The following is a 21,019-nucleotide window of genomic DNA, read 5'->3' on the forward strand; positions in this document are numbered from 1 at the left end:
AAAGCCAACCGATGTCCGACGCCACGACCCATCTCCTGTTGCCCTACATCCTCGCGGCACAGGCCCAGAAGCACATCACTCACAACGAGGCACTGCGGATCCTCGACGGGCTCGTCCAGCTTTCGGTCCTCGACCGGGATCTCACGGCGCCGCCCGGAAGCCCAGCCGATGGCGACCGCTACATCGTCGCCTCGGGCGCGACCGGCGACTGGGCAGGCTGGGACCTGAACGTGGCGCTTTGGACGGACGGCGCGTGGCTGCGCCTGCCGCCGCGCACCGGATGGCGGGCGTGGGTCGAGGACGAGGGCCTACTGCTGGTCTACGACGGTGCGGGCTGGGTCGGGACTAACCCCGCGGCGCTGCAGAACATGTCGCTGCTGGGGCTGGGCACAACGGCGGATGAGTCGAACCCGTTCTCGGCCAAGCTCAACGCGGCGCTCTGGACGGCCAGGACCGTGGCCGAGGGCGGCACGGGCGACCTGTTCTACACCATGAACAAGGAGGCCGCGGGCGACGATCTCGGCCTGACGCTGCAGACCGGCTTCGTGACCAAGGCGTTGGCGGGGCTCTTCGGCTCCGACCGCTTCCGGCTTGCCGTCTCCGCCGATGGCAGCACCTTCTTCGACGGGCTCAGCGTCGACAACGCCACCGGCGTCGTCGACCAGCCCCGGCTGCCCCGCTTCAAGGCCTGGACGAACTACGACAACTACGTGGGCGTCGGAACTTGGACGAAGATCGCCATCAACAACACCGACTACAACGATCAGGGTGCCTTCGATGCCGCCAATAACCGGTTTGTAGCGCCTGCGGACGGCACCTACCTCTTCGGCGCGACACTGCTCTACAAGGTGAACGCCAGCACGTCGGCGCGGATGAGCGGGCGGCTCGTCCTGAACGGCGCGACCGAGATCCGCGGCTCGCGGGGCGAGATCAGCGGCGCGCGTGTCTCGGAGGCGACGGTGCTGTGGCTGCAGACGATGGCCTCGCTCACCACCGGCGACACCGTCGAGTTGCAGGGCAACTTCCGCGCCGCGGATGGCTACTTCGCCGCCGACCACACCTCGTTCTGGGGCGCCAAGATCGGCTGAGGAAAGGCCGACATGGCCCCACAACGCCCGGAAGACGGCTTCGTCCGCATCCCAGATCACGAGATAGCGTGGTCAATGGCGGCGAAACCAAGAACCCAGCCGACATGCCGCGGCGTCGCAGTCGTTAAGCGTATCGAACGGGTTGCACACCAGAATCAAACCGGACGCGCCTCGATCGAAATGCGGTTCCGTCGATGACGTCGGGTTGGATGATCCGGTCCATGCGGAAATGACGGAAATCGTCGCGCGCCGGGTCCCAGGCGACAAGGTACCAAAGCGGCGGTAGGATCAGCATGGCCTGCGGTTCGACCTGCCGTTCCGACTCGACCCCCTGGGCATCGCGGTAGCGAAAACGTAGAAATCGGCGGCTGAGGAAAAATGTCTCGAACGCTGGCAGAAGGGCGGGGTCCATCTCTCCAAGGTTCGATATATCGACCTGGGGTGCGAGGGGGCCAATATAAAGGCAGTCGAGGAGGCGGCGCAGATCACGCAGTTTATCCGCTGGCAGCGCCTTCTCTATCTTCGCGACGCCGGCGTCCGCGAGGCTGGAGAACGGAAGCGTCCGGGCCGCTCGCATGCTCGCCACGCCGATGATGAGAGCGAACACTTCGACGACCGACAGCCGTGCCGTGGCCTGTACGGAGCTCGGATCGAGGTGCAAGCCGCCGCCACGGCCCTGTTCGGTATGGATCACATAGCCCTCATCGCGCAGCGCCGAGAGGTCTCGCAGGATCGTGCTGCGCGATGCGCCGACGTCCCGGGCCAACGCATCGACTGTCGTCGTGCCGGTGCGGCGCAGGGTCCGCACGATGGCGTCTTGTCGACTGTGATTCTTCATGGCGGATCTCTACCACACAAAGGTGTCAGCTTTTGGATTGTTTTTGGCATAGGCCGGCTCCGAGACAACCAAGAAGGAGTGACTGCCATGACCATCAACGCCCATTTCGCCTCGCCCACGCTGATCACGCTCGGAGATGTCGACCTCGAGGTCTTTGAGGCCGGCCGGGAGAACCGGGGAAACCCGATCGTGCTGTGCCACGGATGGCCCGAACATGCCTGGTCATGGCGCCACCAGATGCCGGCGCTCGCGGCCGCGGGCTACCATGTCATCGTTCCCAACCAGCGTGGCTACGGGAATTCGTCACGTCCGCCGGCGGTCGAGGACTACGACATTGTCCATCTGACGCATGATCTCGCCGCGCTGCTCGATCATTTCGGCTACGACGCGGCGACCTTCGCCGGGCACGACTGGGGCGCGAACGTCGTCTGGAGCATGGCGCTTCTGCATCCGGGTCGCGTCAGACGGATCATCAACCTCGCACTGCCCTATCAGCTCCGCACGCCAGTTCCCTGGATCGAGTTCATGGAAAGCGTGTTCGGGCCCGACAACTATTTCGTCCACTTCAACCGCCAGCCCGGTGTCGCCGACGCTATCCTCGATGCGAACACCAGTCGCTTCTTGAGCAACCTGTTCCGCAAGAACGTGCCGGCCGTACCACCCGAACCGGGCATGATGATGATCAACCTCGCCACTGCCAGTGCGCCCTCGGGCGATCCGGTGATGAGCGAGGAGGATCTTGCCGTCTTCATCTCGTCTTTCGAGCCATCGGGCTTCACGGCGAGCATCAACTGGTACAGGAACATGGACCGCAACTGGCGCATTCTGGCGGATGTGGACCCCATCGTCCGCCAGCCCGCGCTCATGATCTACGGCACGCGGGACATGATCCCGCCATCGGAGACCCTCGCGGAATTCGTCCCGAACGTGGAGGTGCTCAGCCTCGACTGCGGTCACTGGATCCAGCAGGAGATGCCCATCGAGACCACCCGGGCGATGCTGGACTGGCTTGCCGTTCGGCAGGCGGCTTAGCCGATAGCTCACGGCCCTCCGGCGAGATAGGAGGGCCTTTCGTTCGGTCCGGGATATCCGGCCGGGCCGAGTGGACAGAGGTGCCGTTTTTGCGCCCGCTGGGGTCCGTTGTTCAAGCCATGCCGAACAACTGTTCCGCCTGTCTCGATTGATTGGACCGGCTCAGCTTCATGCTCCCCCACAGGCTCGCGGCGATCCCGTTGTTCGACAGGATCGCGCAGGCCGCCCGGCGTTCCGGACAGACGTAGAGGGCACAGGTCGATCCCGCCGTTCCGCCGCTGGCGTGAAGGATTTCGGGTGAAGGTCTCGTGCGTATCCAGCCGGAGCATTGGGCCGAAGTCTCCATCGCGCCGCCGCGGCCGAACCCCATGATCGGAACGGCGGAGCGGCAGATCGCGCGATCCAGCGCAGCCTCCGGTGCGACAAGAGCCTGCGTCAGACGCTTGGAAAACTGCGCGAGATCGCGCGCCGACGAGCGCAGACACCCCGCTGCCGCAAGGGCCTGGAAGGTCCAGGGTGCGACGGCGCGTCCCTTGGTGTTTCTGGGCTGCGCGAAGCGGCATTGTTGTTCTTTGCCAAGGCTGTCGGTCGTGTCCGTCAAACCGAGCGGGGCGATGACCTTTTCGGTGAGCAGGTCGATGAAAGGCCTTCCGGCCTGAATGGCCATGGCCTCGCCCAACAGTCCGACGCCGAGGTTCGAGTAGGCGTGGCGGAGCGCACGCGCCGGCTTGCCCTTCCAGTTCTGCAGCCACCGCACCAGGTCGGCGCGTGAGAAATCGGCATAGGGCCCCTCGGGCATCGACGTGATCGCCGCCTGCCAGATGGGCATGTAGATGTTCGGCAATCCGCTCGTATGCGAGATCAGGCGCTCGGGGGTCAGATGCTGAGGCACGTCCGCCAGGTCTCCTGACATCTCAGCCAGTGGTGCGCGGGGGTCGACCTTGCCTTCCTCGACCGACAGGCACAGCAGGAGTCCGGTGAACACCTTGGTGATCGAGCCGATTTCGAAGATCACGTCTTCGGGCGGGACGTCGGTCAGTCGAACGCCAGAGTGAAGAAACCCGGTTGCCTCGCCGTGCAGGTCAAAGGCGACGACACTGTGGTGGGCGCTCGCATAGGTTTGCATCATCGCGCGGAGGCGATCCTGCCTTCCATCATGGTCCGTCTGTACGCGCCGCACCTCATTGTCCTTCGACAGGGTCGGACGGATGCCTGGGCATGCGGCCCGGGCAAGGTCGGATGACCGAGCCACCTCAGATGTCCCCGCTCAGAAAGGCGCGGATCGCCGGAATCGCTGCGGCGGGAGTGTCCCAGACGACATCGTGGCCGGCGTCCGGGATGACCTGTAGCCTCGCGTCGGCAAACAGCGCCACGTGACGCCTCTGAAGCGGGGCGCCCGTCCAGTCGTTGCAGCCACCGGCAAGGAACAGGACAGGGCCCGGATATTCGGTTCCCTGCGCGATGCGATCCAGTTCGGTGTCGAGGGCATCCCGCCACAACGCACTCGCCAAGGACCCGAACCGCCAGGTCGGCGCGGTATAGCCCGTGCCGCAGTGATAGGGGTTCTCGGGATGGCTTACGAAGACCCCTATCATCTGCCCGATCAGGAAGTCGTCGCTGGCCAGGTCGTCCGGTCCGGTCACGTGGGCCGCGCGAAAGCCATTCAGGACGGCGTTCAGCGCATAGTCCACGCCCGACATGAAGTCGGCCGCGCGTGCATCCCATGCCACCTTGCCATCCGCCTCCAGATCGCCCGGCTCGATGAGCACGGCGCGCGCAACCCGGTCCGGATGCGCCCCGAGATAAGCCGACGCGAGCATCGCCCCCCAGGAATGACCGATCAGCACGACCGGTCGGCCCGGGTATGTGAGCGCGATGACGGCGTCCAGTTCCTCGAGATAGCCGTCCAGCGTCAGGAGCTCCGCCGGTACGCGTTCGGACAGGCCCGCGCCGCGCTGGTCGTAGAAGACGACGCGGTGCGTGTCGGCCAGGCCCGAGAGACCCAGCAGGGAGCGGAAGTCGCCGCCCGCGCCGCCATGGAGGACGACGATGGTCTGCGCATCGGGCGGACCTTCCTCGATCCACATGTGAAGTCTGACATCGGCGATCTCTCGAGATGGCAGCGTGCCGTCTTCGGTCACCAAGTCAGCCACCGCGTAGTCACCGCGCATCGCTATGAAGAGGATGACGACAAGGGCGATCAGACCGGCAATTCCGCCTGAGAGCCATTTCAGAATCGACATCATGCGCGGCCCCCATGCGTCTCGATGGCTTTCAGCACCTGCAGCATGAAGCTGAAGGGGCGCTTCGGCGCATCGGTCTGGTTGAAGGTGCCGACGAGGAACACGTCCGGCTCCGGTGCGTGATAGGCAAAGGATCCACTGGCTCCGGAATGCCCGATCAGCTCGGGCGAGCGCCACCAGAGCGTCATCCAGCCTGGCAGCCTGAACCGCATAAGCCCCCCGCCGTACTGCAGCGGGAACTGCATTTTTCGCCACTGGTGCAGCGCGCTTGTGTTCTCGGGGCGGAACAGGCGTCCCTCGGTGAAGGCGCGCAGGAAGGTCATCAGGTCGCCGGTGTCCGACACGATGCCGCCGTCCGGACCCATGCTCGACAGGAGGCCCGGAATGGCGAGGCGCTTGTCCTTGTGCCAGACCGGCAGCGTCCTTCCGTCGCCGTCGCGTGCCGCGTCGTAGAGCGCCGTCCGTGTCAGGCCCAGGGTCTTGCAGATCCGCTGCTGCACCGCCTCGCCGTAAGACATGCCGCAGGCGGCTTCGATGACCGTGTCCAAGAGCTGGAAGTTCGTGTCGGAGTAATGCGCGCGGCCGCTGTCGGGCGCGGCAAACGGGCGTCCTGCCCTGGCCCAGGCAAGGACGTCCGAAAGGTCATAGGCGTAGTCCTTCGACCGGATCAGGTCGCGGCCCACGCCGCCCTCATAGTAGTCAGCAAGGCCGGAGGTCTGGAACAGAAGCTGGCGGATCGTCAGATGCGGGCCGTGATCGACGCCCTTCACCACGTGCAGGCCGCCCAAGTCGACGCCGGGCAAGGCGCTCTGCACCCTCTGGTCAAGATCGAGCGCCCCCTCATCACACAACTGCACGATCAGGGCTGCGGTGAACATCTTCGAGATGCTGGCGATGGGAAAGCGGATGTCGGGATCCGCTGCCCCGGCCGCGCCCTTGAAATTCAGCCGCCCGTCCGCCGACCGGACATGAAGCAGCAGCCCATGCACCTTGCCGCGTGCCTGTTCCCTCTCGACCAGGCGCTGCAGGGTTGCATCGAGGACCGTCATGCGACGCGTCCTCCTGGGTCTGCGGGGGCGACGCCGTCGCGCAGCGTGAGCGCCACGCCCACCGCGATGAACCAGGCAATGGCGCCCAACCCGAAGACCGCGCCGGCCGTATCACCCAGGGCTGGGAAAACCGTCACGAGCCCGCCCAGCCCGGTCAGCACGCCCAGCGCGTTCGCGATGCGGGGCAGCAGGCCGGCCCGGGCGGCGGCGATGCTGACGCAGAGGATCCAGACGCCGCCGGCGATCTCGTTGCCGCCGCCGAGGCCGAGTTCGACCGCGTGAAGCGTCGTCCAGATATCGGCGGCCGCTTCGGGATCGTCGGGGAAGATCTGCGTCGCGCGCTCCACGCCGACGTTGGCGATCATGCCGGCGCCCAGCACCAGCGCCGCCCAGATCAGGCCGAACGCGCGCGTGACAGCAGCCCAGCCCGGCAGAGGCGACAACCGTTCTGACAGGGCGACTACGAGCACGGCGAGCGCGAGCGCGTTTATCACGTAGATCGTCGTGTTCCATGCGATCATCAGGCCCGAATTCACATGGATGAATTCCACGACCGCGGCGGGGTCGATCTGCCCGGTGCCGAAGCCCAGCGGCGCCAGCAGCGTGACGAGAAGCGCGAAGCCGATCAGGTAGGTGGCGGCGCAGATCAGCGAGGCGAGGCCGCCGATGCGGGAGAGGGTCATGGGGAAAGCTCCTTTGAGAATGGTTTGCTCCTATGGAGACAGGGTCGCGTAATGGTCTTGCAGGCGGTGAGTTCCGAACGGCGTTCCGACCATGTCGCGCGACAGCGCGGTAAGGAAGAACTGTGCCGGGCCGTGGACGCGGCGTGGCGCGATACGCGGCAGTAGCCTCAGAGCCGCGCGTCGTATCCAGTCTGGCAGCAGCGTGATGCGCGCGGGCCGCCCGACCGAGGCGGCCGCCAGACGGGCAAGCTCGAGATGCGTGAAGGTCTCGGGCCCGCCGACATCGAGCCAGTCGGTCCCGGCTTCGGTCGCCTCGGCCGTCGCAGCGGCAAGGTCCGCGCCGTGGATCGGATTGATCCGGGCGGTGCCGGGCGCGAAGAGCCAGACGCGGCCCGACCGTGCCATGGAGATGAATTCGCCCATGTCCGAGAAGTAGCCAGACGGCGCGATCACCGTCGACGGCAGGGCGGATGCGTGCAGCGCGTCGACGAAGGCGACCTTGGCAGCGACGAGCGGGACGTGGTTCATGACGTCCGCGTTCAGGACATGGACATAGGCGAAGCGGCCCACGCCCGCGCGCTCGGCCTCGTGCAGCAGGTTCAGGTTGGCCCGATAATCAACGTCGCGATACGTCAGCCCGTCCGCCTGCCGGGTGATCCCGAGCGCGGAGATGACGAGATCAACACCGTCCATGACACCGGAGAGGACCTCTGGCCGCGTGGCCTCGGCAGCGATCAGGGTATCGGCGGCCAGATTGTCCGCGCGCTCCCTGTCGCGGACCAATGCGGTCACATACCAGCCGCGTCGGCTGTATTCGGCGCAGAGATGGCGCCCAAGATAGCCGGTGGCCCCGGCGATGAAGACGGTCTTCATGTGAAACGTCCTTTCAAAGCAGCGCGAGGCCGAACGCGGCAGCGCTCATGGCAAGCGTGACGGGCCCCCAGAGCAGGCGCTCCGGACACGAAGGGGTGGCGATATTGGCAATCGTCGTCAGCACGGTCAGCGCAAGCGCCACCCAGAAAGCCACGTCAGGCAGGCCAAGGCGCAGCACGCCGCCGCGATCCAACATCGCGCAGGCCATCGCCACGAGGAGCGATGCCTGCACCAGTGCCAGCGCCTGCCAAGGCCCTGGTAGACGACCGGGGAACCGCCCGCCCACCGTGAAACGCCCCAGCGGTGCCCCCGCGGCCAGCGCGAACTGCATTGCAGTCGGCAGACCAGCGAGGGCGGCATAAAAAATGGCAAGGGTTGTGGGTGTCATGTCGCTCCCTCCCGGATCAGTGGCTTGCGTGATGCGCCAATGCCATGAGCGTGATGCGCGAAGGCCGGATTGGAGCGGTGGTGGGCTCCGGCAGGCCGACGTCGCGACACAGGTGCGCGCTCTGTGGCAGAGACCGGGCGTCATGGCCGGTCAGCAGGGTAAACAGCGCATCGAAGCGGTGGCGGCGATAATGCAGGATGTCATGCATTGCGGATCCTCCTCAGCCGACGACGCGGTGGCCGCGGCCACGCAGGCATTCGCAAACGATAGCCTCGCGCCGTCCGCTCGCATTGACGGCTCCGGACACGCCACCCGCCAGCGCACCGGCGACGGCGCCTTCGAGAGCATCGCTGTCATCGTCGAATTCGCCAAGCAGTGCCCCGGCACCCGCGCCCATCACGGCCGCAGCGGCAGTTTCCTGATCGAACTGCCGCTGGTCGCGGGCCAGAGACTGGCACGCGGCAAGGTCGCTTTGGAAGGCAGGCGTCGGGGTGCCGTCCAGAACGGGTGTGTAGTTCGCGCCGCTGTCGGCGCAAGCGCCAACAACCCCCGCCACGGCGATGATTGAAATGATGTGTTTCATGGACCTGATCCAGTGCGGTGACCGCGCCCCGGGCCCCGGCCGGACGGGACCGGGCACTGTGGCGGCGGTTCAGAACGTGTAGGCTGCGCCAAGATTGATGCTCGACGAGGCATTATCGATGGACACCCGCGCGCCGCTTGCGTCGGTCAGCTTCGTGTCCTGCCAGGCGCGATATCGATAGTCGGCAAACACGCGCAAGTCGTTGGTCAGCTGATACCCGAGACCAAGGATGGCCTGCGCGCCCCAGACCGTATCGGACCCGTCGACCATGGAGGCTCAAGGGTCGTTGCGACGCTTCCTGCTATCCTAGCTTCATGAGTTCGTCCCTGAAGGCTTCAGCCGGTGTGCGCCATCCGAGGCATTTTCTGGGTGTGCCGTTCAAGCGGTCGCAAATCGCCTTCATTGAGCGATTTGAGAGCGCGGCCACAGGCGTATCCCGTGGCAGATAGCGGCGGGTCCGCTTGTTGAGGTTCTCGACGGATCCTTTCTGCCAGGGCGCTTGGGGATCGCAGAACCACGCTTCCGTTCCGATCCCAGGCTTGAGCTTGCGCCAGTTCCGGAACTCGATCCCTCTGTCGAAAGTGATGGAGCTCCGCGCCGGCTGGGGCAGGGGTTCCATGACGTCCATCAGCCGGTTCATCAGGTGTGTGGTGCTCCGGTCCTGGTTTCTGAACAAGACGGCAAACCGCGTCTTTCGCTCTACAAGCGTGGCCACGTTGGCATTGCCCTGAGCGCGTTCGAAAATCATCAGATCGCCTTCCCATTCACCAAATGTCTCGCGGGACTTCACGTGCTCCGGGCGCTGATGAATGGAGCGCTCCGGCGGGAAAACAAGGCCGCGCGGCCTGCGCGCATAGCGCGGCTGCCGTTTCTTGCGCCGGCTCGGCAGGTGGCGCGCCAGTTCTTCGGATTGGCCATCGGGGCCATAGACGTAAGCGTAAATGGTCTCGTGGCTCACGCGCACCGGTTGGCCTTCAAACCAAAGACGGCCGGCAATCTGCTCTGGTGACCAGCCTTCCTTCAATTGGGTGATCACTGCTTTGCGCAGTTCTTTCAATCGCACGAGCTTGCGCCGGCGCATGCGTCTGGCGGCCGCGGCTCGCTGCGCGTTCACACCGTAGTAGCCGTTCAGATATGGCAGTTCATTGTCTTCAAAGCGGTTGCGCTTGATTTCCCGGTAGACAGTAGAGCGATGCCTGCCGAGCGAAGCCGCGATCTTGCTCACGGGCGTCTTTGCGTTCAGCATATCCTCAATTGTGCGCCGTTCTCGCAAATCCAGCTCTATGTGGGCCATCTTCCATTCTCCTTGCTTTCCAGCAAGATAGGGGAACTGTCGCAACCCAATCTAGAATGTGCCCCATAGCCGTCGCGCCAGTCCGATAATCATTGTATTCGATCCGGCCGCGTCCGACCCCGACACCGATATACGGGATCCAGACGGCGTTTTCTTGCATGTCGAAATCATGGTACGCGTTCAGAAACGTTGCATCTTCCGAATAGGTGCCGTTGTCCGCGCCTGGCCCGTGCGGTTCAGACTCCCGACCCGAGAACTGAAGTTCGGTGCGCAGTGACCCCGCACCACCGATCCGACCGAAATTGTAACCTGCAAAAACGCTCAGATCGACGCCGGCATCGAAGTCTTCATCGTGGTTGCTGACGCCCCCGACCAGACCGCCGATGTAGAAGCCGTCATCGGCATGGGCGGCCGCAGCGGCCGTGATAGCCACGAGCGTTGCCGCGGCGATGGCTGGCATGTATTTCATGATGTGTCCCTTTTCTATGAAGTTGCCGGACGTCATCGTCCGAGCCGCACCAATAGAGGGTTCGGGCATCGCGCCCCATGACGGCAGGGATCAAGGAGTTGACCCTGCGTATCATCGTGGGACCGTCCCGCGTCAGGACATCCGGTCGAGATAGGCTGTCGGGCTTTGTCCGGTCCAGCGATTAAAGGCCCGCACGAAAGAGGACGCTTCCGAAAAGCCGAGCAAGTAGGCCGCCTCGTTGACCGACACCTTGCGCGCGGTCAGGTAGTCCAACGCCATGCGTCGGCGCAAGTCGTCATGGATCTCGGCGAAGGTCTCGCCCTCGGCCTTCAGACGGCGATAGAGCGTCTGGCGGCTCATGCCGAGAGCACGCGCAAGCTTGTCCATCGACAGCGACCCCTCGTGCAGATCGGGCAGGATCGCCGCCTCGATCCTGTCGCGAAGCCGGTCGGAACGCCCGAGCGTGTCGAGCAGGGCATCGGCGTGACGGGTGAAGATGCCGAAGCTGTAGGCATGACCCGGCTCGAAGTCAGACTCGGCGGTCAGCCAAACAGGATCGATCCTGAGAGCGTTGCGCGCCGCATCGAAGCGAACCGGAATGCGAAACAGGGTCGGATACTCGGCCGCGTGCGGCGGGGGTGGATAGGTAACCTCCATCTCCAGCGCGAAGGGTACATCCGGAAAGGACCGGCGGAATTCACTGATGAAGCGCGCGAAGGAGGCCTCGAGCCCAATGTAGTCAGGCCCAGCAACAGCGATGTGATCCACGATCCAGACCGCACCACCCTTTTGCAGTAGTTCGAAGCGGTCGCGCCCACCGACCGTGTCGACCTCTGCCATCAGGCGCAGATAGCGATTCAGTTGCGCGATCGAATGGGCGAGGGACTGCGAGGAATGCACGATCTGCCCGACAACTGAAATCGTCTCCAACCTCGAGTCGAAGGTGTGTCTCAGTAACAGCGCCGTATCGCCCGTGGCCTCGATTCCCGCCACGATCAACGCCTGGTAGGCCGCCACCGGCACGCGCGCGTCCTGATTCGCGAGGTCTCCCGCCGCCAGTCCCGACGCAGCCAGCAGTTCCGCACGAGGCGCGCCACGGCTTTCGGCATAGTCAAGAAACGCCGCGGCAAACCCGGCCGCCATCGTCGGTTGGGCCATCCCGAACACCCTGCAAGAACCTCTCCATATTTCCAAACCTATGGAACTTCGGCGGAAATCACAAAGATATCTCGGACAAGCGACGGCTGCTTTTCGCACGCCACCAACGCTCTTCGGAGTTACTTGCCTCTCTTTCTTCGGTGTAAGCTGTCCGACATGGGGTATGTCACGTCACTTTTTGCGCGGAAGATGGTTGCTGCGGCGGGTGACGGCATCGATGCGTCCACGCTCCTGGCGGTGGTCGGGATCGACCCCGACGGTCCCTGGGCCCCCAAAGCGATGATCCCGGCCGCGGCCTATTACGACATGCTTGAACGCATTGCCCGGCAGATCGACGCCACTGATCTGCCGGTGCGCGTCGGTGCGACCATGCGGCTTGATGAATACGGAGCGCTGGGGCTGGCGTTCAAGGCGGCGACCACGCTCGGCGCCTCCTATGCGCGCGTGGAACGGTATGCCCGTCTCTGGACCAGCGTGGTGGAGTACGAATTGCGGCCCGATCCGCGCGGCACGATTTTTATCCTGCACCGTCCCGGCGAACGGCGTCTTGGAATGCGTCTGTCGAACGAGGCGACGTTGGCGAGTGCCATCTCGATCGCCCGGCAGGTCAGCCCGGTGCCCGTCGCCCCGCTGGAAGTCCTGATCCGGCATCCCGCGCCCGCATCGATCAAGGCGCACGAGGATTGGTTTGGCTGCCCCGTTCGATTTGGGTCGGATCTCGACGCGATCCTCTTTTCGCGGGAGACGCTGGCGCAGCCGAACATCCTCGGGGATGTGGGAATCTCCAGCTTCCTCGTCTCGCATCTCGACAAGGAACTGTCGGAAATAGCCGACGAGGCGCCGCTGGTCACCGATACGAAGGACGCCATCGCACAGGCGCTCAGCGAGGGCGCGCCGAAGATGGCCGACATAGCGCGAGGTCTCGGGCTCAGCGCGCGGTCGTTTCACCGGAGGCTCTCCGAACACGGGATGAGCTTCCAGACCCTGACGGAGGAAACCCGGCGCGAATTGGCGGAGGGGCTCCTGTGCGACGAAGGTCATTCCTTGGCGGAGATCGCCTTTCTGACCGGGTTTGCCGAGCAGAGCTCTTTCACTCGCGCGTTCAAACGTTGGGTCGGCATGACGCCGGCAAGCTACCGCAAGGGGCGCGGCCGGCTTTGAAGCACCACGGCAGGCGCCCCTTCACTGAAGGTTGGGCCAGTGTCGGCTGTGCGGACGACACGGAGTTCTATCCGGTTCGTCCGCCTCTGTTCACCTACAATTGAAACAGACCCAAGGCACTCACCACATCGCGCTTTGTCGCCTCGGTGCGCTCTCGCGCCCGTTCCGTGCCTTCTTTGATCACGTCAATTATGTATCCGCGGTCCGCGGAGAACTGTGCCCTACGTTCGCGAATTGGGGCAATGAGCTCCTGAAGGATGGCTTCCAGACGTGCCTTGATCTTGCCATCGCCAATTCCGCCTCTTTGATACTGGGCCTTTAGCTTGGCAAGCCCGTCCTGGTCCTGATCGAAGGCGTCGAGATAGGTGAAGACGACATTGCCCTCGATGCAGCCCGGATCTTCGACACGCAGGTGATTTGGATCAGTGAACATCGCCCTGACAGCGCTTCGGATCTCCTCAGGCGACGCGGACAGCGCAATGGCGTTACCACCGGATTTGGACATCTTGGCCTTGCCGTCGATTCCGGGCAATCGGCCCGCGCTGGGGATGATTGCCCGAGCCTCGGGCAGCACGGTGCTGCCTGCGGTTGCGTTGATGCGCCGCACGATCTCGTTTGTTTGTTCAATCAGCGGGGCCTGATCCTCGCCGACAGGCACGACCGTCGCCTTGAAGGCCGTGATGTCCGCCGCCTGTGCCGCCGGATAACACAGAAATCCGGCGGGAATGTCGCGCCCGAAGCCACGTGCGCGGATTTCGTCCTTGATCGTCGGGTTCCGTTCGAGCCGCGCGACCGTGACAAAGTTCAGGTAGAGCATCGACAGCTCCGCCAGCGTCGACAGGTGCGATTGCAGACAGATGGTCGTGCGCGCGGGATCGATGCCCACGGCCAGATAATCCAGCGCGACCTCGATCACGCTACGCCGCACCTTCTCCGGATCATGGGCGTTGTCGGTTAGGGCCTGAGTATCCGCCAGCAACAGAAATTGTTCATGACTGTCCTGATAGCGCAGCCGGTTTGCAAGCGAGCCTGCATAGTGCCCAATGTGAAGCGGCCCTGTTGTGCGGTCGCCGGTTAGAATGGTTGGTTTGTTCATTTACGTCTTCCCCAATAACGAGAGGCGGCGCATCGGGAAGCTCGGAAAACAAAAGGCCGCCCATGCGGCGGCCTCGGAATGCGTTTGGTCATCCGGCCACCCTGTCAGGAGGCCAGCCACCAAGTCATTGCGATAATGATCGTGTTTTCCATGAAACGCTGCTTATCCTCGGCGAAGTCACCCGTCAATCAAATGATAGAAACGGCTCCTTCCGGCCATGCGTCAAGCCGGCATGGAAACCTCGGTTCGGCCTCGCCAGGCTTCTCTCACGGCGAGGAGCAGAACTCCGACGCATGCGCTTCGTTGACCTGCGAGGTCACGGACCGGATGACGCGACACACACGCGGGCCGCGGGCGGCAACTGGCATCGCCGGTCAAAACGCTGGCGATCCCGGTCAATACCGAGGCCGCAACGGTCGCCTATCCCTTGGTCGTCAACTCGAACCAAGGGAGAGACCCATGCAAGACCACCCCATCCTCGTCATCGGCGCCACCGGCAAGACCGGGGCCCGCGTTGCCGCCAAGCTGGAAGCGAAGAAACTGCCTGTCCGCCGTGGCTCGCGCAGGTCCGCCATTCCCTTTGACTGGGAATCGCCGGAGACTTGGGCCCCAGCACTTCGCGGTGTCCGGGCATCCTACGTCACCTACTTTCCCGACCTCGCTTTCCCCGGTGCAGTCGAAAAGCTCGAGTCCCTCGTCGAGACCGCAAAAGATGCGGGCGTTGGTGCTGAACGGCACGACCGAGATCCGGGGCTCGCGGGGCGAGATCAGCGGTGCGCATGTCTCGGAGGCGACGGCGCTTTGGTTGCAGACCATGTTGGCATTGGCGGCTGGCGATACCGTCGAGCTGCAGAGGTATTTCCGCGCCGCGGACGGGTATTTCGCGGCGGATCAGACGTCGTTCTGGGGGGCGAAGGTGGGGTGACGGGAAATTCCACTTTTGGTGAGTACTTGTGATCGTGTCCAGAAGCCCCGGGGCAGAATTCACTAATCGGCTTGTGCTGGTAGCCTCCTGCCGTGTGGTGCAGGAGTTCGCGGGCGAAGCCATTGGCGATTGGCGTCCGCGCCAACTTGAGGGCGAGCTATGTTGGAATTTGGGTGACGCGACCTAGTTAAGCGGCATGGTTTGCGGAGGCGCAGGCAGCACCGTTTTGGCCGGTCAGCAGTTTCGCGCAGCCGCCCTTGACACCGACGGTCCCGTTCCTGACCCTGACCCTGACCCTGACCCTGACCCTGATCACGATGACGGAGACTAAAGGCGCCGTGGAGAACAGCGATTTTCTACTGGAACTTTACCATGACGCCTCAGAATGCTGCCCGGATGAATTTCGCCTGCGTGTGCTTGCCAATCTGCAACGGCGCATCCCCTTTGACTTTGGCGTCTGGGGCGGCGGTTGGGCGGATGGGCGGCTGGTGACGGACTTGTCCGTTCTCAATCAAAGCGAGGCAATACTCGGCGATTGGGAGGTCGTTGCCCAGCAGGATGCCTTTTGCGACCTGACGCTTGACCGTCTGGGGGAGACGGCCCGATTTGACGATGTGCCGGGCTATCGCGACAGCCTGGCCTTCAACGAGCATTGGCAGCGCTTCAATGCTTCGCACATGATGGCGACGATCGTTGGCGAGGAAACGGATGGCTATGTCAGCTTCGTGGGGCTGTGCGCCGAGCAAAGGCCAAAGCCGTTTTCAAACGAAGAACGCTCCTTCAAACAGGCCATCATGCCGCATCTGTCGCAAGCCCTGCGGATGAATCGCGAGCTATGGGCGGGCCGCGCGATCATGGAGCAGGATGAGGTTATCCTGGTGGACCGCGCCGGTTGGGTCTTGTCGGCCCAAGGTGCGTTTCGTGACCTTGCCGAAGGCGAATGGGACGGGCGGCTTGCGCAATTGCCCGGGCGGGTCATGGACGCGCTCAGGGCGGGGCGGCGGTGGCGTGGCAAAACGCTGGAAATGCGGATGAGGCCCTTCGGCAGCAACTATCTGGTCCATATGACGAGCCAGCATCTGGCCCTGTCTGCCCTGTCAGCGCGCGAACGCGAAGTGGCCGAATTGTTCGCCTCGGGCCAGACCTACAAGCAGGTCGCCCGCGCCTTGGAGAAATCGCCATCCACGGTGCGAAATCAGGTCGCGCGGATCTACGAGAAACTGGGAATTTCCAACAAGGCCGAACTTGCATCGGTTCTCGCCGCAAGGTGAGGCAATAGAGCATCTGCCCTATTTCAAGGGTACACACCCTTGGGGATATTCCGGGTCGTCCGCAGGACAAGAGCGGAGATGATCGGAGGATGTATGTTGGGTAGTGATTTGCGGGGGCGGGTGCAGGTGCTTGCGGCCCTTGTCCTGCCGCTATTCGTATCGGTGGCACATGCCGAGATCGACGGTCACGGCCCCGATGCGTGGCGCGTGACGGGGGTTGCCGCCAATGACGTTTTGAATGCCCGTATGGGGCCGGGAACCAGCTATCCGGTGATCGAGACCTTTGCCCATGACGAACGCGGATTGGAGGAAATCACCTGCGTCCCGTTCTATTCGCCCGCGCATTACATGGCGATGAGCGAGGCGGAAATCGCGGCCCTGCCTGCGCGTTGGTGCCTGATGCGTTCGGCAGACATGACAAGGGCGGGCTGGGTCGCGCAACGCTATCTGACGGCCGATTTCGGGGGCGATGGGGACGCTGCGGCCTCTCCTGTGCCGCCCGCGCCGACGGCTGGACCGCAGGCATGGACGAGCGACGCCCTGATCGACCATGCTCGTGATCTTGTTGCTGCGCTTTATCGCCATGATGATCCCGCTCTGGGCCGAAGCCCCCTGGCCCCGGACGCGCGCGATGCGTTTTTCTCCAGCGATTTCGTCGCGGCCTTGGAAACTCGCCCGCCCGGAGCCGACCTGCTGACCGGCGCGCAGAATTTCGAAGGCACGGTTTCTGCGCCCAAACCTGACCCCGATCAACCGATGTTTCGTGGAATGATCACGATCACCGTCGATGTCGTGAATTTCGGGCAGGCACATACGGTCGTCTTCCGCCTTCGCGGTGATACCACGCGCCCGAATGCGCCGCTGCGCATCTTCCGCATCGAGCATGACGGCTGGTCGTTCCCGTAACAATCCCCCCGAAAGGAGTTCACCATGAAATCGCATGTTCGATGGCATGTTGCCGGTATTGTCGGACTTACACTTTGCTTGTCTCAACCCGTTATGGCGCAGACCGAGAAAGTCGCCGTCGGCACGATCGTCGCCAGCATCGGCGCGACTACCTATGAAGGCGAGACGCTGGACGTGCCGTCCGACGGCACGGCGACCGCCGAGTTTCGGACGTTCGGGCCGATGAGATCCGTCAGCATTCAGGGGCATGATCCGAATGCGGAAAGCATCATGCGCAACGTTCTGACCCTCGATCTCATGGTGATGGGCAATGACGCCTCGGCAACCGTTTCTGATGCGACGGTTGCGTATTTCCCCGAAGGGATGAGCGCGCCCTTCTATCACAGCGAGCAAAGTGCGCCTCCTGCGCAGATCGTTTTAGACACGCTCTCCTTCGAAGATGGCGCGGCCAGGGCAACGGGCAGCTTCACCGCGCTTGTCTGCCGCAAGGACGATTACTTTTCGGAAGCAGATGAAAACGATTGCTTGCCCGTCGAGGGAAGATTCGACACTGCCCTGCGCGACTCGGGCTGAACCGGATGGGGGAGAGACGCAGCCGCGATTCACCCCGCCTCGGCGCGGCAGATCCGTTCCCATTCGGGGCTGTCGGGGCCTACGACGCAGCGGCCGTCCTTGCGCAGGCTCAGGCGCAGGTGGCAGCGCTTGATCTCGTCCTCGAATTCGCTTGGCTGGATTGCGCGCACGGCGTCGAAAATGCTGCGGTGAAACGGGTCGTCCTTGGGGTTGAGGGTGTAGAACACCCATTTGCCATCCTTCTCGGCCCGGACCAGATCGGCCCTGAGCAGGATCTTCAGGTTGCGGGAGACGTTGTAATGGGTCTCGCCCAGCACATCCATTGCCTCGGCCACGCAGATGCGTTCGTTGACCTGCAACAGCAGCCAGAACAGCCGAAGGCGGTGCGGCTCGGCTATGGCCTTCAGCACTTCGACATAGCGGTCATCCATCCCGTTCTTCTCCCGGCAATCCGTGGCGCGAGACTATCCAGACCCGGGGCGGACGGCAACGCGGCGATGGGGTTTAGCGGCTGGCGCCGTCTTTCGTCATGGAGGCCAGCATCATCACGATTCCGATCAGGATCACGATGCCGGAATGGGTGGCGTGGAAGAGGAGTTCGCCCTTGCCCGCTCCGCTGAGCAGCGCGATCCAGAAAAAGGGGCAGAACAGCCCGAGCAGCGCGATACTTGCGCCGGGGCGGGCGGATCGTGGCAGGCTGCGCGTCGTCACCGCGTGTTTCGCGGCCCGCCACAGATGGGTGTAGGGGCACAGGTTCAGCAAACGGGCGGGTTTCATGGTCCGGTGGGCTCCCTTGTGGTTTGCGGAGCGGCAAAGAGGAAATCGCGCATGACGCGGCGCATGCCGGTGCTGTCTGCGGGCTGGTGCAGGCTGGCGCGGGCGCTCTGCAGAAGGTGGGGGTCAAAGCGATGGGAAATGGCCGACAGAAAGGCATCGAGGAACGGAATGGTAAATTCAGGATGCCCCTGGAGCGTCAGCACCCGGCCCTCTTGCCCGGTGAGGTAGTTCGGGCAGAAATCGGAACCGGCATAGCGGTCAAGGCCGGGGGCAGGGCACACCACCTGATCCTGATGCATGGCCGGCAGCGACAGGTTCTGCCTGACCGGCAGGCCGGGCATTTTGCGGCTCAAACCCACGGAATAGACGCCAAGGCCCCAGCCCTGTGTCGCGCGTTCGACCCGGCCGCCAAGGGCATGGTGGATGATCTGGTGGCCGAAACAGATCCCGGCAAGCCGCCGTTTCGCGGCATGGGCACGCCGGAGGAAGGCACCAAGCCGCATGATCCAATCGTGCCGGTCCAGAACGCTGGCCGGGCTTCCCCCGACAAGATAGGCATCGGCCTCGTGGGTATCGCGGGGAAGCTCGCCCTTGTGGACGTTCCAGACCTTGATACGCGCCTGCCCGAGCCGGAACATCCGCACGAGGCATTCGGCATAGGTGCCGAACTCGGCTTGCAGGGCCTCGGGCGTATCACCGCAGAGCAACAGGCCGATGTGGGCGCGGTGGTGCTCCTGCGGTGATATCCCTTGAGCGCCCATGTCAGGCGACGACCACAAAGAACGCCCCTCCGATCATGGCCAGCGTCAGCACGGTGACGACAAAGGCCACCACGGCCTTGGGCTTGAGGATCGACGAGATGATCGCGATTTCGGGCAGGCTGGCACCCGTGCCACCGATCAGCAGCGCCATGGCCGCCCCCATTCCCATGCCCTTGGCGATCAGCACTTGCAGCAGGGGCAGGGCCATCTCGATGCGCAGGTAGAGCGGCACGCCGATAGCGGCGGCAATCGGGATCGCATACCAGCTGTCGCTGCCGACATATTTTTCAACGATGTCGGCGGGCAGGAAAGCAGCCGACAGGGCGCTGATCACGGCGCCGATCAAGACGTAAGGGATGATCCGTTTGAACAGCGCGATTGCAAAGGGCATCGCGGCGCGGATGCGTTGGGCGTGGGGCAGCGTGGCATGGGTGGTGATGGCCGTGCCGTCGGACATGATGATCGGCATTGCGGTATCGTCGCAGCCCGTTGCCGGCATGGCGGTGCAGCTTGCCGTGGCGAGGGCGGGTGTCGCGCCGCCGCATGTGGGGGCAGGGGCCGGACTGCAAGCCGAGGCAGCGGCAGGAGCAGGGCTGCAAGCCGAGGCCGGGGCAGCATTACAGCTGGTTGCGGGCGCGGTCAGGTTGCGCCGAACGGCATTTTTCAGCGGCGTCAGGCCGATCAGATAGCCCGCAAGCACCGCCCCGCCCAGCGTGATGACGACATAGACGAGCGTGACCTGCGCCCCGAAGGTCGCGAGGATCAGCCCCACCACCACGAAATTGCACAAGGGCGCCGAGATCAAGAATCCGAAGATCGTGCCCATCGAGGCCCCCACCTCGGCCATGCCCATGACCACCGGCACCATCGAGGCGCTGCAAAAGGGCGTGAGCGTGCCCAGCAGCGCGCCCATCAAGGGCCCGCGCTTTTCATGTTTGGCCAGTTTTTTCTGAAGTTTCTCCTGCGGGATATATTCGCGTACGATGCCGGTAAGCACCGACACGACGGCGATGATGAGGACGAGCGCGCCTCCGACATGGAGGAACTCGTCAAATGCGATCTTCCAGGGATTTTCTTGCATCTTGCGACCATGTTGTTGCGATTCTATTATTCGCATATTAGCGCGAACGTGCATATAATCAAGACGAGTCCCACGAACTCTGTCACATGCCTCGGGTTGCGTGCCGATGCGGTGGGGGTCTCTTGGCTATTGGTGCTGCCGGTGCATTTGGGCAACGGCACAATGCTGTCCGAGAACTGCAACCTGCGGCACAAGCGGTCTATTCTGGAGGTCGAACCCATGGATGCTGGCGCGGCGTTGAACACCGCCCCTTGCGCCAGATGAGCCGAAGGCGGTCTCTCAGGGCCGACATTCTCCGGACCTCATGACTGCGCCGATTTGGTGAATAGCTTGTAATCGACAGAAAATGTTGAGGTTTTTTGAGGGCGCAGCTGAGCACTTGGATGAGGGTGGCGTTCTTGAGATGGAACAGAAATCGAACTGTTGCACTCATCATCAGACTTGCCTTTGGGCTCATGGCGCAGGCCGCGCACGCCCGGCGATCTGACCATCCGCTGGACGCGCCGGTCCCGCGCGCTCGCGGCCGACAGCTGGACCGGGATCGAGGTGCCGCTGGTGGAAGAGCTCGAAGCCCACGAGGTCGAGATCCTCGACGGCGCTGCCGTGAAGCGGGTGCTGAGCACCGCCACCACCAGCGTGGTCTACACCACCGCCCAGCAGACCGCCGATTGGGGCGCGCCGCTGGACAGCCTCGACATCCGAATCTACCAGCTCTCCGCCCTCGTGGGGCGGGGCGCGCCGAAATCCGTCACGCTGATACTCTGAAGGCG

General features: G+C 63.8%; 25 protein-coding genes and 1 pseudogene. 8 read left to right on the forward strand and 18 right to left on the reverse strand.

The annotated features are described in order from the left end of the window. Nucleotides 1-11 precede the first annotated feature (11 nt). Nucleotides 12-1,088, forward strand: coding sequence for a DUF2793 domain-containing protein (locus JHW44_RS06975; RefSeq protein ID WP_089346143.1), 1,077 nt, complete (start codon nucleotides 12-14; stop codon nucleotides 1,086-1,088). A 124-nt stretch (nucleotides 1,089-1,212) separates the two neighbouring features. Here JHW44_RS06975 and JHW44_RS06980 read toward each other — a convergent pair whose 3' ends face one another. Continuing rightward, a complete protein-coding gene (locus JHW44_RS06980; RefSeq protein WP_089346144.1) occupies nucleotides 1,213-1,926 on the reverse strand; it encodes a helix-turn-helix transcriptional regulator in 714 nt (237 codons plus the stop codon). An 87-nt stretch (nucleotides 1,927-2,013) separates the two neighbouring features. Between JHW44_RS06980 and JHW44_RS06985 the strand changes: the two genes are divergently transcribed. Further along, a complete protein-coding gene (locus JHW44_RS06985) occupies nucleotides 2,014-2,958 on the forward strand; it encodes an alpha/beta fold hydrolase (RefSeq protein ID WP_089346145.1) in 945 nt (314 codons plus the stop codon). A 112-nt stretch (nucleotides 2,959-3,070) separates the two neighbouring features. Here the strand turns inward: JHW44_RS06985 and JHW44_RS06990 are convergent, their stop codons facing one another. The 12 genes from JHW44_RS06990 to JHW44_RS07045 all read right to left on the reverse strand — a co-directional run bounded on the left by JHW44_RS06990 (nucleotide 3,071) and on the right by JHW44_RS07045 (nucleotide 11,698). After that, on the reverse strand, nucleotides 3,071-4,087 hold the full coding sequence (locus JHW44_RS06990) for a serine hydrolase domain-containing protein (protein WP_089346146.1): 1,017 nt from the start codon (nucleotides 4,085-4,087) through the stop codon (nucleotides 3,071-3,073). A gap of 124 nt (nucleotides 4,088-4,211) precedes the next feature. Next, a complete protein-coding gene (locus JHW44_RS06995; RefSeq protein WP_089346147.1) occupies nucleotides 4,212-5,204 on the reverse strand; it encodes an alpha/beta fold hydrolase in 993 nt (330 codons plus the stop codon). Then, nucleotides 5,201-6,250, reverse strand: a complete 1,050-nt coding sequence (locus tag JHW44_RS07000) for a serine hydrolase domain-containing protein (protein ID WP_089346148.1) — start codon at nucleotides 6,248-6,250, stop codon at nucleotides 5,201-5,203. Before JHW44_RS07000 ends, JHW44_RS06995 begins: the two co-directional genes overlap by 4 nt. Next, complete coding sequence (locus JHW44_RS07005) at nucleotides 6,247-6,933, reverse strand: DUF4386 family protein (protein ID WP_089346149.1); 687 nt, start codon at nucleotides 6,931-6,933, stop codon at nucleotides 6,247-6,249. The genes JHW44_RS07000 and JHW44_RS07005 overlap by 4 nt, the downstream gene beginning before the upstream one ends. Before the next feature lie 30 nt (nucleotides 6,934-6,963). Next, complete coding sequence (locus JHW44_RS07010; RefSeq protein ID WP_089346150.1) at nucleotides 6,964-7,806, reverse strand: SDR family oxidoreductase; 843 nt, start codon at nucleotides 7,804-7,806, stop codon at nucleotides 6,964-6,966. Between the two features lie 13 nt (nucleotides 7,807-7,819). Next, nucleotides 7,820-8,194, reverse strand: a complete 375-nt coding sequence (locus tag JHW44_RS07015) for a hypothetical protein (RefSeq protein ID WP_089346151.1) — start codon at nucleotides 8,192-8,194, stop codon at nucleotides 7,820-7,822. 16 nt (nucleotides 8,195-8,210) lie between these two features. Continuing rightward, nucleotides 8,211-8,402: a hypothetical protein gene (locus tag JHW44_RS07020; RefSeq protein WP_089346152.1), complete on the reverse strand. Its 192-nt coding sequence runs from the start codon at nucleotides 8,400-8,402 to the stop codon at nucleotides 8,211-8,213. A 12-nt stretch (nucleotides 8,403-8,414) separates the two neighbouring features. After that, nucleotides 8,415-8,777, reverse strand: coding sequence for a glycine zipper family protein (locus JHW44_RS07025; protein WP_089346153.1), 363 nt, complete (start codon nucleotides 8,775-8,777; stop codon nucleotides 8,415-8,417). Between the two features lie 69 nt (nucleotides 8,778-8,846). Next, nucleotides 8,847-9,047 (reverse strand): outer membrane protein, encoded by a 201-nt coding sequence (locus tag JHW44_RS07030; RefSeq protein WP_089346154.1) that lies wholly within the window; start codon nucleotides 9,045-9,047, stop codon nucleotides 8,847-8,849. A 31-nt stretch (nucleotides 9,048-9,078) separates the two neighbouring features. Next, nucleotides 9,079-10,071, reverse strand: coding sequence for an IS30 family transposase (locus tag JHW44_RS07035; RefSeq protein ID WP_272850258.1), 993 nt, complete (start codon nucleotides 10,069-10,071; stop codon nucleotides 9,079-9,081). Next, nucleotides 10,028-10,540 (reverse strand): outer membrane beta-barrel protein, encoded by a 513-nt coding sequence (locus JHW44_RS07040; RefSeq protein WP_272850259.1) that lies wholly within the window; start codon nucleotides 10,538-10,540, stop codon nucleotides 10,028-10,030. The genes JHW44_RS07035 and JHW44_RS07040 overlap by 44 nt, the downstream gene beginning before the upstream one ends. A 132-nt stretch (nucleotides 10,541-10,672) precedes the next feature. Continuing rightward, nucleotides 10,673-11,698 (reverse strand): AraC family transcriptional regulator, encoded by a 1,026-nt coding sequence (locus JHW44_RS07045; protein ID WP_089346060.1) that lies wholly within the window; start codon nucleotides 11,696-11,698, stop codon nucleotides 10,673-10,675. Between the two features lie 156 nt (nucleotides 11,699-11,854). Here JHW44_RS07045 and JHW44_RS07050 point away from each other — a divergent pair, with 156 nt between their 5' ends. Then, nucleotides 11,855-12,859 (forward strand): AraC family transcriptional regulator, encoded by a 1,005-nt coding sequence (locus JHW44_RS07050; RefSeq protein ID WP_089346061.1) that lies wholly within the window; start codon nucleotides 11,855-11,857, stop codon nucleotides 12,857-12,859. Nucleotides 12,860-12,953: 94 nt separating this feature from the next. Here JHW44_RS07050 and trpS read toward each other — a convergent pair whose 3' ends face one another. Beyond that, nucleotides 12,954-13,955 carry a tryptophan--tRNA ligase gene (gene trpS, locus JHW44_RS07055; protein WP_089346062.1) on the reverse strand — a complete coding sequence of 334 codons (1,002 nt, stop codon included), beginning with the start codon at nucleotides 13,953-13,955 and terminating at the stop codon, nucleotides 12,954-12,956. 712 nt (nucleotides 13,956-14,667) lie between these two features. Between trpS and JHW44_RS07060 the strand changes: the two genes are divergently transcribed. The 4 genes from JHW44_RS07060 to JHW44_RS07075 all read left to right on the forward strand — a co-directional run bounded on the left by JHW44_RS07060 (nucleotide 14,668) and on the right by JHW44_RS07075 (nucleotide 17,630). Continuing rightward, on the forward strand, nucleotides 14,668-14,880 hold the full coding sequence (locus JHW44_RS07060) for a hypothetical protein (protein WP_245847474.1): 213 nt from the start codon (nucleotides 14,668-14,670) through the stop codon (nucleotides 14,878-14,880). Between the two features lie 257 nt (nucleotides 14,881-15,137). Then, on the forward strand, nucleotides 15,138-16,151 hold the full coding sequence (locus JHW44_RS07065) for a helix-turn-helix transcriptional regulator (RefSeq protein WP_218822627.1): 1,014 nt from the start codon (nucleotides 15,138-15,140) through the stop codon (nucleotides 16,149-16,151). Nucleotides 16,152-16,247: 96 nt separating this feature from the next. Continuing rightward, entirely contained in the window at nucleotides 16,248-17,057 is an 810-nt protein-coding gene (locus JHW44_RS07070; protein ID WP_143811510.1) for an SH3 domain-containing protein, read from the forward strand. A gap of 24 nt (nucleotides 17,058-17,081) precedes the next feature. Further along, nucleotides 17,082-17,630 carry a hypothetical protein gene (locus JHW44_RS07075; protein ID WP_089346064.1) on the forward strand — a complete coding sequence of 183 codons (549 nt, stop codon included), beginning with the start codon at nucleotides 17,082-17,084 and terminating at the stop codon, nucleotides 17,628-17,630. A gap of 29 nt (nucleotides 17,631-17,659) precedes the next feature. Here the strand turns inward: JHW44_RS07075 and JHW44_RS07080 are convergent, their stop codons facing one another. The 4 genes from JHW44_RS07080 to JHW44_RS07095 all read right to left on the reverse strand — a co-directional run bounded on the left by JHW44_RS07080 (nucleotide 17,660) and on the right by JHW44_RS07095 (nucleotide 20,249). Next, nucleotides 17,660-18,061, reverse strand: a complete 402-nt coding sequence (locus tag JHW44_RS07080) for an ArsR/SmtB family transcription factor (protein ID WP_089346065.1) — start codon at nucleotides 18,059-18,061, stop codon at nucleotides 17,660-17,662. Nucleotides 18,062-18,134: 73 nt separating this feature from the next. Then, nucleotides 18,135-18,407 carry a hypothetical protein gene (locus tag JHW44_RS07085; protein WP_089346066.1) on the reverse strand — a complete coding sequence of 91 codons (273 nt, stop codon included), beginning with the start codon at nucleotides 18,405-18,407 and terminating at the stop codon, nucleotides 18,135-18,137. After that, on the reverse strand, nucleotides 18,404-19,186 hold the full coding sequence (locus JHW44_RS07090) for a type 1 glutamine amidotransferase (protein WP_143811511.1): 783 nt from the start codon (nucleotides 19,184-19,186) through the stop codon (nucleotides 18,404-18,406). The genes JHW44_RS07085 and JHW44_RS07090 overlap by 4 nt, the downstream gene beginning before the upstream one ends. Continuing rightward, nucleotides 19,170-20,249: a permease gene (locus JHW44_RS07095; protein ID WP_089346068.1), complete on the reverse strand. Its 1,080-nt coding sequence runs from the start codon at nucleotides 20,247-20,249 to the stop codon at nucleotides 19,170-19,172. Before JHW44_RS07095 ends, JHW44_RS07090 begins: the two co-directional genes overlap by 17 nt. Before the next feature lie 456 nt (nucleotides 20,250-20,705). Here JHW44_RS07095 and JHW44_RS07100 point away from each other — a divergent pair. Continuing rightward, nucleotides 20,706-21,014 (forward strand): annotated as a pseudogene (locus JHW44_RS07100) (hypothetical protein); the annotation flags it as partial. Nucleotides 21,015-21,019 lie beyond the last annotated feature (5 nt).

Origin of the sequence: Paracoccus seriniphilus, from assembly GCF_028553745.1 — a bacterium.
Lineage (GTDB): Bacteria > Pseudomonadota > Alphaproteobacteria > Rhodobacterales > Rhodobacteraceae > Paracoccus > Paracoccus seriniphilus.